This window comes from Bradyrhizobium sp. USDA 223 (assembly GCF_044909005.1).
In the GTDB taxonomy this organism is placed as follows: Bacteria; Pseudomonadota; Alphaproteobacteria; order Rhizobiales; family Xanthobacteraceae; genus Bradyrhizobium; species Bradyrhizobium yuanmingense.
This window is the reverse complement of the sequence record NZ_JBIYDR010000001.1, coordinates 4173685-4188700: the sequence shown is the minus strand read 5'-3', so window position 1 is coordinate 4188700 and position 15016 is coordinate 4173685. Positions and strand designations below refer to the sequence as shown.

The window sequence follows — 15016 nt, the reverse complement described above, 5'->3', positions numbered from 1 at the left end:
TCTTGGGAGCTTCCGTTGGCGGACGTAGGAACAAAGGAGACATCGTCTCTCTTACCCAGGTTAAGGAGACCTGATCATGCTGTCGTCGAGACCACCACGGCCCATTCGCACGACGCTCGATCTTGCGAACGCTGAGCAGGTCAAGTCGGTACGCAGGCGGCTTCGCATCTCCAATGCCGATCTGGCCAGGATCGTCGACAAGATCGGCAACTCTCTGGCGGCCATCGAGAAGGAAGTGGAGCTCGAAAAACTGGCCGTTCAGCAGGGTAGTGCCAGGGACGCGGCGACGACCCTCGAATGAATCCAACCCATCACGTGGGAAAGGAGAATTGCGATGAACGGTCTGATCTACCTCATAGGGCTAATCGTTGTGATCGCCGTCATTCTTTCGTTCTTCGGCTTGCGATGACCCGCCACGGCCCGGCAGGTGACCGCCGCGCCGGTGGAGTCATTCTTAATGTCGCGTGCAGCAAATGATTGATCCGCACCAGGTCAATACCATCATAGCGACGACGGTTTGCGCGTTCTTCAAGGGCCTTCCGGACGCTGAAATCGGACCTGAAGAAGCCAAGCTGCTGGCCAAGCAGATCACTGAAGCGCTGAACGCTGCCGGACTGCAGATTGTCCCTGTGGAACCGGCGATCACAAGGCCCTAGCTCTATGGTTGCGGCACCGGGCTTTCTGGCTCAAAGGTCCGTCAGGTGGGGGGACGGCGCTAGACCCGTTCGAAAGTATCGACGTTGGTTGTGACGGCGCGCCACCAGTTCGATGGCTTGAGCTTTGCGGGGTCGCCCTCGCTGGCGGCACTCAGCGCCTGGTCGGCAACCACGAACCAAGCGGTCTCCATTTTCTCGTGACGCAACAATCCCGTGTACGAAACGACGCTGTCGCCCGTGGCGGACGAGCCCACGGCGACGAAGCCGATGCAATTGCCCCGATGAAATCCGGTGACCTGCACCGTTTGTCCATAGAAGCCGCTGTCTTCAAGCGCGGTCTCGAACGTGCCTTCGACGCGCTCCTCCGTCTCGCTGATGATGCGCAGGATGGAGCCGAACTGATTTCGCCAACTGCCGACCCATGACATCCCGGTTCTCCCATGGTCATTTGCCCGGTGTGATGTGCAGCCGGTGCAATCGATGCAGCTCCCCGGCGGCGGTCTTCATCAGGCCGCGCGCCGCCTCACGGTCCCGGCCGACGATGAACCCCGATGCAAAAGCCACGGCGCGCCGGTTCGCCGGCGGCGCCGCCAACGCTGTCTCCGTCGCCAGCTCTCGATGCGTCATGAAGTCGTTGAGCGATCCTAGCGCGGATTGGATCTGCTTCAGCTGATCGGAGAGATTTGCGAGCTGTTTCTGGTCGCGATCGCTATACAGGCTCTTGAAGAAGTCGACGGCGTAACGGATCTTCTTGATCTTGATCCGCAGCCTGTGACGCTGCATCGGGTCGAGATCGTCCAGATGCTTGCCCTGCTTGCGCGCCTTCCTGATCCGGCGGTCCAGCACCGCCGCGGCGTAACCGGCAATCGACCGGTCGTCATCGGGGCGGGGCTGTCCGGTTTCGATCCACTCGATCACGTCGATCAGCAGGCGGCGGTAGCGGGGCGATTCGACGGCCTCGCGGGCGCGCGCGAAGGCTGCGCCTCGCTCCGTGGAAAATTTCTCGGCGATCGCGCGTGCGCCGCGATTCGGCACGCCTTGGTCCGCGATCGGCAGAATGCTTTCCGTGAGAAAGACGTCGATCTCGCGCGCCGGCGCCAGCTCGCCCGTGAGCCATTTGAGCTCGGCCTTGATCCGCTCCGTGCTGGCGCGCGGGAGGATGTCGGAGAACAGCGAGATCGCCGCCCGCAGGCGCCGCAGGCCGACGCGCATCTGGTGGACACCTTCCTAATCCATGTCCCGCACGGGATCGGCATTCGCCGTGATCTGGCGAAGCGTCGAATGTGCGATCACGCCGAAGGCATTGCGCGGCGAGAGCTCTCGTTTCAGCTCGACCCGTTCGGCGTATTGCGCGCCTGCGCCGTTTCCCGTCACGAGTTGAAAGCCTCGCTCGGCTTTCGAGCGCAGATCGAGCTCGGCGCCCGTTTTGCGTTCGACATTGCGTGCCAGTCGAAACAGATCGGCGATTTGCCCGGATTTCAATTCCAGCTCGAGCTCGGCGACCAGCCGCGAGCGCCGCCCGGCGCCGATGCGGCCACGGTCGACGGCGAGCTCGATCTGGCTCCGTCGCACCCGCCTTGCTTCAGTCGTGCGATGAACCTCGGTCCGAAACACCGGCCGCAGCTTGCGCGGAAGTTTTTTAGACGCGAGATCCGCAAGAGGCGTGTTCTTGACCTTCGTCAAGTCGGGCCTTGCGCCTGCGACGTCATGCTCCCATTCGCCGCGCGTCGCGGCTCCGGAGCCGTCGGCCTTTACGGTCTGCACATAGCGATCGCCAACCTTGCGGACGCGGAGCGTGAGCCCATGGCGCCTGAGCTTCTGCTTGCTGGTGTCGTAGTAGGTCGACACGAGTGCCTGCTCCGACCGGTCGCTGTGTCGTCCGTTCAAAGCGCCGTCGCGCAAGATGGATGACAGCTTTCGCGGCGCAAGGCGGAATTTGAGTTCCGTTTCGGCATTCATCGGACTGTGCTTCCGTTGCCGATTCAAGTCGGCGCCGGTGCGGGAAGTTCCGTGTGCACGGGGTTTTCGAATCTCCATGCGTCCGTCCGTCATCCGCGTCCGGCCGGACGCCATCACGTCAAGTTCCGTAGCAGCTTCAGCGCATCATCCAGCAAACAATCGATCTGTCTCCGCTCGCTGATTGTTTCCCTCGTGAACCATCCATGCTTCCGCGCATTCCGGTTTCGGAACGGCGCGTCGGCAAGACGCTTCTTGTTGTAGGCAACCTGCGTGGTGAGCCCACTGACATTCGCCGTTGCCAGTTCGCAATTCGATCTCAGGATCTCGACCGGCTGCTTTGCGCCGGCAAGCGAAGCCTGCAACTGCGTGACCTTGTACTGGGTCGATTTGAAACAGCACGTCGTTGGCCTTTACCGGCACGTTCGGCTTGATCGGGATCGCCACAATTTGTCCTGCACATTCGATAATTAAAAAGAGCGAGAAATGTCGCGAGGATAGGTCCGCCTGTTAACAGCGAGATAGACCCAAACAACCCGCCCCCATCGCACCAGTTTGAATTTCGAGACACAAGCGACAGCGGAACGACCATATAGGCCAGAATAGTGATCATGGCTGGCCCTCACTGTTAGGTTGTGCTATCGTGATGCGGTGGAGGTAGCCGAAGCCGCACGTCGAAGTGCCCTTCAACGACAAGCTTTATCGCCCAGCAATCCTGTTTCGATTATGCAGACGCCATGCGGCGTCGACGTCGCACGTTCATTTGCACGCTCCCTCGCTCACCAGCGATTCAAGTGGCTCCGTCGTTTTCTGTACAAGGAATGATGTATGCGTATCACAGCACTGAATCAGATTTCGGAACGCTCGGCGTGACCGCGACGTTGTGCGGGACCGAAATAGCGCCTGCCCAGCACACGGCAGCCCTGCCATCCATGAAAAACAATCGGCACCGCCCGCGGCACCCGCCGAGCGCGCGACGCCGAATTCCGAACGAACCGACGATGGAGACCGTATTACATCACTGAAGAGGAGGACCCGATATGTTTCGAGGATTTCTGCCCCTGACGTTGTCTCTCTGCCTCGGCGCGGCAGCCGCGCCCGCGGCGCTCGCCCAGGCGGCCATCACCGAACAGGAGGCGCACGCCATCGCGGTTGACGCCTACGTCTACTTCTACCCGCTGCTGTCGATGGACGTATCCCGCAAGCAGTTCACCAACGGCACCACCGATTTCAAGGGCCCGATGAATACGTTCGTCAACGTGGCCGAATACCCGCCGGCGGATTTCAAGGGCGTGGTGCGTTCCAACTTCGACACGCTGTATTCCGTATCGTGGCTGGACATGACCAAGGAGCCTGTCGTCATCTCGGCGCCGGATACCGATGGACGCTATTATCTGCTGCCGATGCTCGACATGTGGACCGATGTTTTTGCGTCGCCAGGCTGGCGCACGACGGGCACCAAGGCCGGGACGTTTCTGGTGACACCCCCAGGCTGGCGGCCGGATCTGCGCGACAAGTTTGCCGAGGAGTTCAAGCTTCCGAAAGACACCCAGCGCATCAACGCGCCGACGCCTTACGTCTGGCTGATCGGCCGGACCAAGACCGACGGCCCGCCGGACTATGACGCGGTTCGCAAAATCCAGGCCGGCTACAAGGTCACGCTTCTTTCCGAATATGGCAAGGCGCCCAGACCGCTTGATTTCAAGCCCGACCCAAGCGTCGATATGAAGACACCGCCAAAAACCCAGGTCGATACCATGTCGGCGGGCGTCTATTTCGCCAACGCCGCCGAGTTGCTCAAGCTGCATCCGCCACATATCACCGACGAGCCGATCCTCGCGCAGATGAAGAAAATCGGCATCGAAGTTGGCAAGAGCTTTGACATCGGCAAGCTCGATCCCACCGTGCAGCGGGCGGTGGAAGCCGCACCGAAGGATGCGCAAAAGCTGATGGCCTGGAAGCTGCCGACGCTGGCGCGGGTTGCCAACGGCTGGTCGATGAATACCGACACCGTGGGCGTTTATGGCAACTATTACCTGAAGCGGGCCATTCTCTCGCAGCAGGGGCTGGGCGCGAACGTGGTCGAGGACGCCATCTATCCGCTCAATCTCGCCGATGAATCCGGCAAGCCGCTCGATGGCGCGAACAAGTACACCATCACCTTCGAGAAGGGCGCCACCCCTCCGGTCAATGCGTTCTGGTCGATCACGCTCTACGATCAGGACGGATTCCAGGTCGGCAACACACTGAACCGCTTCGCGGTGAGTAGCTGGATGCCGTTCAAGTACAATGCGGATGGTTCGCTCGATCTCTATTTCCAGAACGCGAGCCCCGGCAAGGAGCTCGAAGCCAACTGGCTTCCAGCGCCGAAGGCGCCATTCAACCTGACGATGCGCCTGTACGCGCCGAAGTCTGAGGCGCTGACCGGAAAATGGAATCCGCCGCCGGTCGTGAGGTCGCAAACAACGGTGGGGATCTCGGCCCAATGAAAGTTGACGGCACGCCGGCGCTTCGGCGCCGGCGTTTGACCGCGCGAAAACAATCATCCCTGAAGAGGAGCCGGCACCATGTTGACGAAACGCGACCTTCTCCGTTCCGCGGCGCTTGCTGCAATCACTGTCACGACGACCAAGGCTATCCCGGCCAACGCGCAGGCCAAGACGGAATGGCCGGACATCCGCGAGGCCAAGGCCATCGCCGAGGAAGGCTTCATCTACGGGCTCCCGATCGTGATGAACTACGCTGTGATGTACGAGTATTCTGTCGACAAGAATTCGGGACAATACAAGGCGCCGTTCAATCAGATCAAGAATGAGCCACGGGTCTTCACCTACAAGGACACCGCGGTTATCACCCCCAACAGCGACACACCGTATTCGTTTGCCTGGATGGACCTGCGAGCGGAGCCGGTTGTCCTCTCGGTGCCGGCGGTGGATCCCAAGCGCTACTACTCGATCATGCTGTGCGACGGCAACACGTTCAATTATGGATATATCGGTAGCCGCGCGACCGGCAGCGATGCCGGAGACTATATGGTTGCTGGACCAGACTGGCAGGGCGCAACGCCTGCCGGTATCAAGAAGGTGTTCCGGTCCACGACGCAGTTTTCCATCGCTGGCTATCGGACGCAGCTTTTCAATCCGGCGGACATGCCTAATGTCGAGAAGATACAGGCCGGATTTAAGGTGCAGCCGCTCTCAGCCTATTTGAAGCAATCAGTCACAGTCGGTACGGCCGCCGTGGACTTTCCCAAGATCGACAAGGAGTTGGTGAAGAAGAACTTCTTCGAATATCTCGACTTCTCCTTGCAGTTCGCACCTGCGGGGCCGGAGGAAAAGGAAATCCGCGCGAGGCTCGCGCGCATTGGCGTCGGCCCCGGCAAGACCTTCGATTTCAAGGAACTTCCGATTGCTCACAAGCTCGAAATCGGCTTTGGCATGAAGGACGGCGAGGAGAAGGTTGAGAAGTATCTTGCTGGCGGGCAAAAGGAGGTCAATGGATGGAAAATCGGGTCGCTGTTCGGAGACCGGGCATTCTTCAGCGGCGACTGGCTGAAGCGAGCCGCCGCAGCCAAGGGCGGCATCTATGGCAACGATGCGGAAGAGGCAATGTACCCCTTTACCAAAGCTCTCGCCAATGGTGAGGCGCTCGACGGCAGCAAGCACAATTACACGCTGACCTTCCCGGCAGGACAAGCTCCACCCGTAAATGCATTCTGGTCGGTGACGATGTATGATGGCAAGACGCAGTTGCTGATCGAAAATCCGATCAACCGATACCTGATCAACTCGCCGATGCTGCCCGACATGAAGAAGAATGCCGACGGCTCAGTGACGTTGTACATCCAGCACAAATCGCCAGGCGCTGACAAGGAATCCAACTGGCTGCCAGCACCTAACGGGGATATTTACCTCGTCATGCGGCTGTACTGGCCGAAGACCGAGGCCCCGTCGATCCTGCCCCCCGGCAACGGCACCTGGAAGCCGCCGGCGATCGTCGTGGCGAGCTAGCATTCGGGTCGGTCCGCCATCGCCGGAAGGTGATGGCGGCCGCAGCCTGGTTGTCGACGTGTGCCCGATCCGAAGCAGGGACAATGGAAAACAAGAGAGGATCCGAACATGGCTTCGGCCAACGGGTTTCCGTTATGAACCGCCGCGCGGTGCTGTCTGCGTTTGCAGCGTTCACCGCGTTTCCTGTCGTGTCCGCCCTGGCGCAAACGCCCGCGGCCGATCCGCTGCCGTCGTGGAATGATACGGCGACCAAAAATTCTATCGTCACCTTCGTCGAGCGCGTGACGAAGCCAGGCTCGCCCGACCTGGTGCCGCCTGCCGAGCGGATTGCCACCTTCGACAATGACGGCACCTTGTGGGCGGAGCAGCCGATCTATTTCCAGGCTGCCTTCGCATTCGACCGCGTGAAGGCGCTCGCCCCGCTGCATCCGGAGTGGAAGGACAAGGAGCCGTTTGCCTCGCTGCTCAAGGGCGACATCAAAGGCGCGCTCGCCGGCGGCGAGGCCGCCATCTTCCAGATCGTGACGGCCACCCATTCCGGCATGACCACGGTGGAATTCGACCAGATCGTGCGCGACTGGATCGCCACAGCCAAACACCCGGTGACCGGGCGCCTCTATACCGAGATGGTCTATCAGCCGATGCTGGAGTTGCTCGCCTATCTGCGCGGCAACGGCTTCAAGACGTTCATCGTCTCCGGCGGCGGCATCGACTTCATGCGCGTCTTTGCCGAGCGGGTCTATGGCGTCCCGCCCGAGCAGGTGGTGGGCAGCAGCGGCAAGCTGAACTTCGAGCTGCGCGACGGCAAACCCGTTCTCATGAAACTGCCCGAACTCGATTTCATTGACGACAAGGCCGGCAAGCCCGTCGGCATCCAGATGCACATCGGCCGCCATCCGATCGCGGCTTTCGGCAACTCCGACGGTGACCTGCAAATGCTCGAATGGGCCAAGGGAGGCGGCGGTGTCCGCTTCGCCCTTATCGTGCACCATACCGACGCCGAACGGGAATGGGCCTACGATCGCCATTCCTCCATTGGCCGCCTCGACAAAGCGCTCGACGCGGCCCAGGCGATGGGCTGGACCGTTGTCGACATGAAGAACGACTGGAGGAAGATATTTCCATTTGGAAGCAAATGAACATCAAGTGGACGGGGCCGTTTTCGCAATGCCCGATGGAGGAATAGCAGGCGATGTTCTCGCGACTTTAGCGCAACAGTTGCGAAGGATTTTTGATCTGGACCGTTTTCAGAGCGATAGCCTACGACGAGCTATTATATCTATGGCAATCTCGGGTAGAGCACTGTGGTCTCCAGCCATTGGGAGCAGGTATATGGCGCACCACCTTCCCAAGCGAAGTTCCAACCGTCAGCGCACGTGCCGCGGCCTCGGCGCGGCTCTGCTAATGTTGGGATCGATGTCCGGGGCGGCCTACGCCGACGAAAGCGGCGTTTCCTACTGGCTTCCCGGACGCTTCGGCAGCCTTGCAGCGACACCTCAGGTGCCGGGCTGGTCCATGGCCGCGGTGTACTATCACACCTCGGTCGAAGCATCGGGCGCCGTCGCCGCGGCAAGGCAGATCCAGATCGGCAGATTCCCGGCAACGGTGAACGTCAATCTTAATGCCAGTCTGAACGCGCAGGCCGATCTGATTCTTTTGAATCCCACTTACACTTTCGGCACACCGGTGCTTGGCGGACAACTGGCCATCGGCATCACTGGCCTGTTCGGCCGAGCAAGTACCGGCATTGACGGAACGCTCACCGCGGCACTCGGACCGCTGGTGATAACCCGCGAGGGAAGCATCTCGGATTCCCTCACCTCCGTCGGCGACCTCTATCCGCAGGCCACATTGAAGTGGAACGCCGGCGTGCACAATTTCATGACCTATGTGACGGGCGACATTCCGGTGGGCGCCTACGATCCCGCGCGCCTCAGCAACCTCGGCATCGGCCACGCCGCGATCGACGCCGGCGGCGGCTACACCTACTTCAACCCGGCCGCGGGACACGAATTCTCCGCCGTCGCGGGCTTCACCTACAACTTCAAGAATCCCGACACGCAATACCAGAACGGGATCGACTTCCATGTCGATTGGGGTATCTCGCAGTTCCTCTCCAAGCAGTTTTTCGTCGGCTTCGTCGGCTACGGATATCAGCAGATCACCGACGACTTCGGCCAGCATCCGCAGCTCGGCGGTTTCCGGTCCCGCGTCTTCGGCATCGGCCCGCAGTTCGGATATCTCTTTCCGATCGGCGACATGCAGGGATATCTCAATCTGAAAGGCTATGGCGAATTTGCCGCCGAGAACCGGCCGTCGGGATGGAATGTCTGGCTGACGTTCGCGATCTCGCCGACGGCCCCCACCAGCACGCTGACACCGGCGCGCCGGGTGGTGACGAAGTAAGGCACATCGCGCGGAAAGCGGCAACCGATGCTACCCGATACGCCGACTGTCAGTCAGCTATCCCACGTTATCTCGCAGGCTGCGGCGCCCGCGTTTCTTCTGGGCGCGCTGGCAGCCTTCATTGCGGTCCTGATCTCCCGTCAAAATCGTATCGTTGACAGAACGATTGTCCTGAACGGGATACCCGAGGACGATGTGAGATGCCGGCTGAAGGCTGATCTGCCACGTTTGATGCGACGTGCGGCCATGCTGAACCGGGCAATCTTCTGGGCCGTGATCGGCAGTATTTCGGTAGCGGTTCTTGTCGTCGTCGCGTTTGCAAGCGCGTTTCTTCAGATTCAGCATGAGCGCGGGGTGGCCATCCTGTTCATGGTTGCCCTTGGTGCGTTCACTGCATCGCTTGTTGATTTTGCCCGCGAGGTGCGAATCGCACTGAGCGAGTTCGATCATTACGCCTGACGCAGTGTTCAACCCACCCATCAGCCGGAAGGGACCAGCACCAATCGCCTGAGTGAATAACCAGCCCAGAGCAGCTCTTTATCGACTGATCAACAGAGAGGCCGGCGGTGACGGCGACGTCGAGCTTGCAACTCCGGGCAATGTCGAATTTCGGCACTCCGTCTGCCACCGGCACAACCAACTGACGTCCCCATCATAGAAACGGTGATAGGCATTTCGGCCTCCCGATCGGTCCGACGCCGTCCCGCACGGCTCAGGCTCTCACTCAATTGCTAATCGAGCTTCGTAGCTTCGTACATATGGCCCCCTAGATCCATCAGAGTCTTCGTCTTCTAGGTCAGGTCTCGCGCCGGAAATGACGCGCTCCAATTCGCCCGTGCCACGACCGGCGCCGGAGGTCGCGCCGCAATCTACTTCAGCTCATTCAGAAGCTTCCGAGCGTCCTCCAGCAAAGTCTTCACTCTGTGTCGCTCGGCGCGACCATCCGGTGTGCACATTCCATGTCGATATGCATTCCGGTTGCCCTTCGGAGCGCCCGACCTCGGCGCGCCGCCATGCATGCGGCAGCGGGGCTTGCCGTGCATCGCCGGCGCGCGGCAGGCGGTGCCGTCGCGCGTCCGCGCCCCGCAGCGCGGGCTCGTCACCATCGCGTGCGTGTTGCGGACGTGGCCGCCGCTCATGCGCGGGCGCCTTGCGTTGCGTCCGCCCATTCGGCTTCGCCGGCCGCGCCCGACGCAGTGTCCGGATGAGCGTCGATCAGATGAGCATGCTGCGTGACGTTGCCCACGATCGCCCGTCCGCCATCCTGCACCGACAGGTTTTGCACCGTGATCCCGCGCTCGTCGCTGTTGCGGTGGCGATTCAGCGCTTCGACCTGGGCGGCGAAGGTGCGGGAGAGCCGGGTCAACGCGCGGGCGATGCCCTCCTGCTGCGCGAGATCGTCGGTGCAGGCGAGCCGGCATGCACAGCGCATCGCCGCCATGTGCACCGACACCATCTGCGACACCAGCAAGGCCTCGATGGAATCCTTCGGTGCGATGCTCCTGATCGTCGAGATCATGAAGGCGAGATTGGCTTCATCCGGCTTCTGCCCGACCACACTGGCCTTGACCAATTGCCTCAATATTCCGTGCATCGCGTCACGGTCGGCGGCGCCGAGCGCCTCGACCAGCAGCTGCTCGCCGGCATGCGGGTCGGGATGGCGGATCGCAATGCGCCGCTTGTAGAGTTTTACGCGCGGGTTCGTTGTGGAGGCGCTGCGATCGGATGCCGCGAGCGGCGAAGTGATGGGACGTGAGAGAGCTGTCGTCATGTGCTGTGTCCTACTGACGGCGCAGGCGCGAACGGCCGTTCGCTGCTGCGCGCGAATGCGAATTTCGAGATGTCGATGAAGGGTTTGGCGCAACCGGGTCGGGACGGCTTCGGCTTGGCAGGCCGTGACGCTCGCGACTGTTGCGATGATGCCAGTATGCCACTGTTTTGCCCGACGCGACAGAATTTATTTCGCAAATCCGAAAAGATTTGTCCGCCGCCCGCAAGTCCTTGTTCTGGCAGGGGCGGTCTACTGTGCATGGGGTTGTTTTCGCACTTTTGTTTTGGAAGCGGCGCGCACGTGCCGTGCCGCGGAATGCCGGCAGCCAAACCCGATTGCGAAATCCGGCACGGCCGCTATTCATGACTCAAAGGCGCCGCACCAACAAACATGCACAAGCGGCGCCAAGAGGTCCGGGAGAGAACGAATGCAACGAACCGCCCGCCTGCTGGCAGTCATCGCAGGACTATGCGCCTCGGCGCTGGCGACAGAGGCTCTCGCGCAGAAATATCCGTCGCGGCCGGTCAAGGTCATGGTCGGCTTCAGCGCCGGCGGCCCGGTCGACGTCGTCGCGCGCATCATCGGCGATCGCCTCAGCAACAAGCTCGGCCAGCCCTTCGTCGTCGAGAACCGCGCCGGCGCCAACGGCATGATCGCCGCCGAAGCCGTCGCGCGTGCGGACGCGGACGGCTACACCATGCTCGCCTGCAACTCGTCGACGATCACGCTGAACAAGACGCTGTTCAAGGACATCCGCTACGATCCGCAAGGTGACTTTGCGCCGCTCACCACGGTGGTCTCGGCGCCGCTCGTCCTCGTCGTCAATCCCGAGAATCCCAAGACGGCGAACGTCAAATCGGTGGCCGATCTCGTCGCGGCGGCGAAGGCCGCGCCCGGCGCGCTCGCCTACGGCTCGGGCGGCAACGGCAATCTCGCCCATCTCGCCATGGAGCTGCTCAGTCAGAAGGCCGGTATCAAGCTGATCCACGTGCCCTATCGCGGCGGCTCGGCCGCCGAGGTCGGCATTCTCGCGCAGGAGGTGCTGGCGGTGTTCGATCCGCTCTCCGCCGTGCCGCTGGTCAAGGCCGGCAAGCTGCGCGCGCTGGCAGTGTCCTCGGCCGAGCGGCTGCCGGCGCTGCCCGACGTGCCGACCGTGGCGGAAGCGGGCTATCCTGGATTCGACATCTCGTTCTGGGTCGGCTTCTTCATGCCCAAGGCAACACCCGCGCCGATCCTGGAAACCCTGCACCGGGAGATCGTCGCCGCCGCCAAGGATCCCTCGGCCGAGGAGAAGCTCGGCGCGCAGGGCGTCGTCAGCGTGCTCAGCCCGGCCGATTACGCCGCGAAGATCGCCAAGGAGACCAAGGAGCTCGCAGAGGTGGTCGCGGCGGCGAACATCAAGGCGGAATAGGACGCGACGCGCTATCTGGCGATCAGCAGCGTAAGCCGATCGAGCAGCGGACGCTGCCCTGCATTGATCTTGTCCTGCGCCGCGTCGAGCGTGAACCATTCGGCGCGGTCGACTTCCGGAAAGGCCTGCCGCTTGCCGCTGCGCGGCGGCCATTCCATCTCGAACGTGTTGCTGCGAATGCTGCGCACGTCGAGATCGAGCTCGGCCGCGAAAGCGGTGACGAGCTTGCCCCCGCGCTGCCTGACCTGGCCTAGCGGGGTCAGCGGCATGGAAAGCTCCTGCCCCAGCTCCTCGGCGAACTCACGTCGCGCAGCGGTCTCTGCGTCATCTCCGTCCGCGTACTCGCCTTTCGGGATCGACCATGCGCCGAGATCCTTGTTGCGCCAGAACGGCCCTCCGGGATGGACCAGGAGCACCTCGATGTTCCCACGCCTGCGATAAGCGATGATCCCGGCACTCTTCGATGGCATTGCAGGTTCCGCAGAAAAAGAGCGGCGGCCTTCCCTCGGGAAAAAGTGGAACTGCGCGTCCTAGCGCAGGTTAGTAGCCAATGTTCATTTGATGAAAGGGAGTGAACCATGATCCGCCTGTTGGCAACCACCGCATTGGGGGTGGTGCTGGCGAGCGCCGCGTATGCGCAATCGCCCAGCACGAATCCGCCGTCTCAGCAGACGCCGCAGTCCCAGTCGAACTCCACCGCGCCATCCACGACCTCGCCGTCGAGCGCGACCGACAAGCAGCAGACCACATCGCAACCGCAGCAATCCCCGTCGTCGGGAACGCCGGCCCAGACCACGCAGACCAACCAACCATCGTCCGGCTCCGGCACCGCCAATACGGGCTCGACTGCGCAGTCGCAGAGCGGGACGGCGAATTCCAATGCAGCCGGCAACCAGCCTGCAACGCAGCAGAGCGCCAACCCGCCAGCTGCGAATACCAACCAGGCGCAGGACCGGTCCAATCCGCCGCCGGCCAGCAATCAAGCCCAGCAGGCACCGGCGGCATCTGGAACCAACCAGGCCCAGCAGGCACCGACTGCGCCGACGAGCAACCAGGCGGCCGCCCAGACCGACGTCAACCTCAACAAGCAGCAGGAGACCAAGATCAGCGCGTCGATCTCGCACCTCAACGTGCGGCCGCTGACCAACGTCAATTTCTCGCTGAACGTCGGCACGGTGGTGCCGCGCGACGTGCACCTCTCGACGCTGCCGCCCGACGTCGTTGAGATCGTGCCGCAATATCGCGGCTACAGCTTTGCGCTGGTGAAAGATCAGATCGTCGTGGTCGATCCGGCGACCTACAAGATCGTGACGGTGCTGCCGTATTCAGGCCAGTCCACGGCGACAACGACGACCACGCGCGAGCGTAGCGCCAGCAAGTTCTCGGATCGCGATCGCGAGGTGATCCGCAAGCATGCGAAAACCCGTACCGAGGGGCGCAAGGAAGTACGGACCACCGGCAGCACAGCGCGCAGTGAGATCCGCGTCGGTGACCGTCTTCCCGAGAGCGTCGAGGTCGAGGAGTTCCCGACCACGGTCTACCGCGATGCGCCGGGCTTGCGTGAATATCGCTACATCCACCGCGACACCCGGACCTATGTCATCGAGCCGCGCGAGCGGAGGGTGATCGAGGAGATCGACTAGGTCGATGGCGATTGGAGCCGCGCAAGGGAGCGGCTCCGATCGTTAGCCTGATGTCCGTTCGCGCGATGCGAGACGAACGGCGCGCGCCTTCGCGCTCTTTCCGGCCGCGCGTGCCGCGATCATGCTGCGGGCCTTGCCGGGAGCCGTGACATTCTTCCGCAACAGTGTGGCGAGCCGCTTGCGGGCGAGATTCGTCGTCACGCGCGCCGCGAGTTGCTCACCCTTGCGAATGATGTTCGCAACCGAAGGCGTCAGGTTCACCGGAACCCAGGCGACGTCCTTGGCCTTCGAAAGACTGCCGATGCCTTCGCATGGCGCTTCGCGCGGCAGGTCGATGCGGATCGCGAGCGCCTCCGACCGTTCGGTCCAGTCTTCGGCCTTGGTGCCGGTGATGATCCGGACATAGTCACGCGTTTCGCGCGGCAGCTCGCTCTGCCTGGCAAGCCATTTCTGGATGCGGCCGGGACCGGCATTGTAGGCGGCGGCAGCAAGGCCGAGATTGCCGAAATCGTCGCGCAGCTTGCGCAGGAATTTCGCCGACGCCGGCAGCGCCTTCATCGGATCGAAGGGATCGTCGAGCCCGACCTCGGCGGCCGTCCCTGGCATGAACTGCGCGACGCCCTGCGCGCCAGCATGGCTGACCTCGTCGGACTTGAAGCGGCTCTCCTGCCAGATCAGGCGCGCGAAGAACGGCACCGGAATGCCGCTGGATTCTGCGGCCTCGCGCAGCGCGTGACAAAATCGTTCGGTTGGCGAGGGCTCCGCCTGCACGACCGGCTCAACCGCGCGCGGTGGCTCGATCACCTGCTCGTACGCCGCGTGCGCATTGGCAAGCTCGATCGCCTGCACGCTGGCGACGAAGAGCTCGACCACCGGAACAAGTGATGAGGCATGATTGTTCTTGAGAACAGTGGTGTCGAAACGTGATGCTTGGCGGGATGCCGACGGATCGAGATCGCACATCAGAAGCAGAAACGCGGCGCAAGCCGCGACGACAAATCGCATTTGCTGGGAGAACCTCGAACTGTGGGATGAACGGCCAGCGATGCGCCGGCAATAGGAAGTTCTTAACCGTCCGATTGCGGCAAAGCTGCGATCTCGTCGGTTCCTTCGGTGTTACTACGGTGTTCCCGAAGCGAAACCATCCGCGGTTTTGCGGGCTG

General features: G+C 62.1%; 16 protein-coding genes and 1 pseudogene. 9 read left to right on the top strand and 8 right to left on the bottom strand.

Translation table 11 applies throughout. The features are described 5' to 3' along the window. Positions 1–76 precede the first annotated feature (76 nt). Both ABIA40_RS19315 and ABIA40_RS19310 read left to right on the top strand, forming a co-directional pair. A complete protein-coding gene (locus ABIA40_RS19315) occupies positions 77–301 on the top strand; it encodes a hypothetical protein (RefSeq protein WP_271542319.1) in 225 nt (74 codons plus the stop codon). A 172-nt stretch (positions 302–473) separates the two neighbouring features. Further along, positions 474–656, top strand: a complete 183-nt coding sequence (locus ABIA40_RS19310; protein ID WP_271542317.1) for a hypothetical protein — start codon at positions 474–476, stop codon at positions 654–656. Positions 657–715: 59 nt separating this feature from the next. Here the strand turns inward: ABIA40_RS19310 and ABIA40_RS19305 are convergent, their stop codons facing one another. The 4 genes and pseudogenes from ABIA40_RS19305 to ABIA40_RS19290 all read right to left on the bottom strand — a co-directional run bounded on the left by ABIA40_RS19305 (position 716) and on the right by ABIA40_RS19290 (position 2977). After that, entirely contained in the window at positions 716–1084 is a 369-nt protein-coding gene (locus tag ABIA40_RS19305; protein WP_404542857.1) for an avidin/streptavidin family protein, read from the bottom strand. Positions 1085–1100: 16 nt separating this feature from the next. Beyond that, positions 1101–1871 (bottom strand): annotated as a pseudogene (locus ABIA40_RS19300) (CHAD domain-containing protein); the annotation flags it as partial. A 12-nt stretch (positions 1872–1883) separates the two neighbouring features. Continuing rightward, positions 1884–2615: an inorganic triphosphatase gene (locus ABIA40_RS19295; protein WP_404542855.1), complete on the bottom strand. Its 732-nt coding sequence runs from the start codon at positions 2613–2615 to the stop codon at positions 1884–1886. Positions 2616–2728: 113 nt separating this feature from the next. Next, positions 2729–2977, bottom strand: a complete 249-nt coding sequence (locus tag ABIA40_RS19290) for a hypothetical protein (RefSeq protein ID WP_404542854.1) — start codon at positions 2975–2977, stop codon at positions 2729–2731. A 675-nt stretch (positions 2978–3652) separates the two neighbouring features. On the opposite strand from ABIA40_RS19290, the gene ABIA40_RS19285 reads away from it, so the two are divergent. From ABIA40_RS19285 to ABIA40_RS19265, 5 genes are all read left to right on the top strand, one after another. Beyond that, complete coding sequence (locus tag ABIA40_RS19285; protein WP_271542306.1) at positions 3653–5101, top strand: DUF1254 domain-containing protein; 1449 nt, start codon at positions 3653–3655, stop codon at positions 5099–5101. Between the two features lie 78 nt (positions 5102–5179). Beyond that, positions 5180–6622: a DUF1254 domain-containing protein gene (locus ABIA40_RS19280; protein ID WP_271542304.1), complete on the top strand. Its 1443-nt coding sequence runs from the start codon at positions 5180–5182 to the stop codon at positions 6620–6622. A 134-nt stretch (positions 6623–6756) separates the two neighbouring features. Then, positions 6757–7761 carry an HAD family hydrolase gene (locus ABIA40_RS19275; protein WP_404546280.1) on the top strand — a complete coding sequence of 335 codons (1005 nt, stop codon included), beginning with the start codon at positions 6757–6759 and terminating at the stop codon, positions 7759–7761. 277 nt (positions 7762–8038) lie between these two features. Next, on the top strand, positions 8039–9028 hold the full coding sequence (locus ABIA40_RS19270) for a transporter (protein WP_404542851.1): 990 nt from the start codon (positions 8039–8041) through the stop codon (positions 9026–9028). A gap of 27 nt (positions 9029–9055) precedes the next feature. Beyond that, complete coding sequence (locus ABIA40_RS19265) at positions 9056–9487, top strand: DUF2721 domain-containing protein (RefSeq protein ID WP_404542850.1); 432 nt, start codon at positions 9056–9058, stop codon at positions 9485–9487. A gap of 410 nt (positions 9488–9897) precedes the next feature. Here ABIA40_RS19265 and ABIA40_RS19260 read toward each other — a convergent pair whose 3' ends face one another. Next, entirely contained in the window at positions 9898–10134 is a 237-nt protein-coding gene (locus ABIA40_RS19260) for an HGGxSTG domain-containing protein (protein WP_271545682.1), read from the bottom strand. Between the two features lie 29 nt (positions 10135–10163). Next, positions 10164–10799, bottom strand: coding sequence for a hypothetical protein (locus ABIA40_RS19255; protein WP_404542848.1), 636 nt, complete (start codon positions 10797–10799; stop codon positions 10164–10166). 427 nt (positions 10800–11226) lie between these two features. Between ABIA40_RS19255 and ABIA40_RS19250 the strand changes: the two genes are divergently transcribed. Then, positions 11227–12210, top strand: coding sequence for a tripartite tricarboxylate transporter substrate binding protein (locus tag ABIA40_RS19250; protein WP_271545643.1), 984 nt, complete (start codon positions 11227–11229; stop codon positions 12208–12210). Positions 12211–12221: 11 nt separating this feature from the next. Here ABIA40_RS19250 and ABIA40_RS19245 read toward each other — a convergent pair whose 3' ends face one another. Beyond that, positions 12222–12680 carry an NUDIX domain-containing protein gene (locus ABIA40_RS19245; protein WP_404542846.1) on the bottom strand — a complete coding sequence of 153 codons (459 nt, stop codon included), beginning with the start codon at positions 12678–12680 and terminating at the stop codon, positions 12222–12224. A 108-nt stretch (positions 12681–12788) separates the two neighbouring features. On the opposite strand from ABIA40_RS19245, the gene ABIA40_RS19240 reads away from it, so the two are divergent. Then, a complete protein-coding gene (locus ABIA40_RS19240) occupies positions 12789–13853 on the top strand; it encodes a DUF1236 domain-containing protein (RefSeq protein ID WP_404542844.1) in 1065 nt (354 codons plus the stop codon). A gap of 42 nt (positions 13854–13895) precedes the next feature. On the opposite strand, the gene ABIA40_RS19235 is transcribed toward ABIA40_RS19240, so the two are convergent. After that, entirely contained in the window at positions 13896–14858 is a 963-nt protein-coding gene (locus ABIA40_RS19235; protein WP_271545637.1) for a lytic transglycosylase domain-containing protein, read from the bottom strand. Positions 14859–15016: the final 158 nt, after the last annotated feature.

Bases quoted from the DNA above. Each gene is read 5' to 3' on its own strand.
- ABIA40_RS19315 (WP_271542319.1), top strand. From the start codon at position 77: ATGCTGTCGTCGAGACCACCACGGCCCATTCGCACGACGCTCGATCTT.
- ABIA40_RS19310 (WP_271542317.1), top strand. From the start codon at position 474: ATGATTGATCCGCACCAGGTCAATACCATCATAGCGACGACGGTTTGC.
- ABIA40_RS19305 (WP_404542857.1), bottom strand. From the start codon at position 1,084: ATGTCATGGGTCGGCAGTTGGCGAAATCAGTTCGGCTCCATCCTGCGC.
- ABIA40_RS19295 (WP_404542855.1), bottom strand. From the start codon at position 2,615: ATGAATGCCGAAACGGAACTCAAATTCCGCCTTGCGCCGCGAAAGCTG.
- ABIA40_RS19285 (WP_271542306.1), top strand. From the start codon at position 3,653: ATGTTTCGAGGATTTCTGCCCCTGACGTTGTCTCTCTGCCTCGGCGCG.
- ABIA40_RS19280 (WP_271542304.1), top strand. From the start codon at position 5,180: ATGTTGACGAAACGCGACCTTCTCCGTTCCGCGGCGCTTGCTGCAATC.
- ABIA40_RS19275 (WP_404546280.1), top strand. From the start codon at position 6,757: ATGAACCGCCGCGCGGTGCTGTCTGCGTTTGCAGCGTTCACCGCGTTT.
- ABIA40_RS19270 (WP_404542851.1), top strand. From the start codon at position 8,039: ATGTCCGGGGCGGCCTACGCCGACGAAAGCGGCGTTTCCTACTGGCTT.
- ABIA40_RS19265 (WP_404542850.1), top strand. From the start codon at position 9,056: ATGCTACCCGATACGCCGACTGTCAGTCAGCTATCCCACGTTATCTCG.
- ABIA40_RS19260 (WP_271545682.1), bottom strand. From the start codon at position 10,134: ATGGTGACGAGCCCGCGCTGCGGGGCGCGGACGCGCGACGGCACCGCC.
- ABIA40_RS19255 (WP_404542848.1), bottom strand. From the start codon at position 10,799: ATGACGACAGCTCTCTCACGTCCCATCACTTCGCCGCTCGCGGCATCC.
- ABIA40_RS19250 (WP_271545643.1), top strand. From the start codon at position 11,227: ATGCAACGAACCGCCCGCCTGCTGGCAGTCATCGCAGGACTATGCGCC.
- ABIA40_RS19245 (WP_404542846.1), bottom strand. From the start codon at position 12,680: ATGCCATCGAAGAGTGCCGGGATCATCGCTTATCGCAGGCGTGGGAAC.
- ABIA40_RS19240 (WP_404542844.1), top strand. From the start codon at position 12,789: ATGATCCGCCTGTTGGCAACCACCGCATTGGGGGTGGTGCTGGCGAGC.
- ABIA40_RS19235 (WP_271545637.1), bottom strand. From the start codon at position 14,858: ATGCGATTTGTCGTCGCGGCTTGCGCCGCGTTTCTGCTTCTGATGTGC.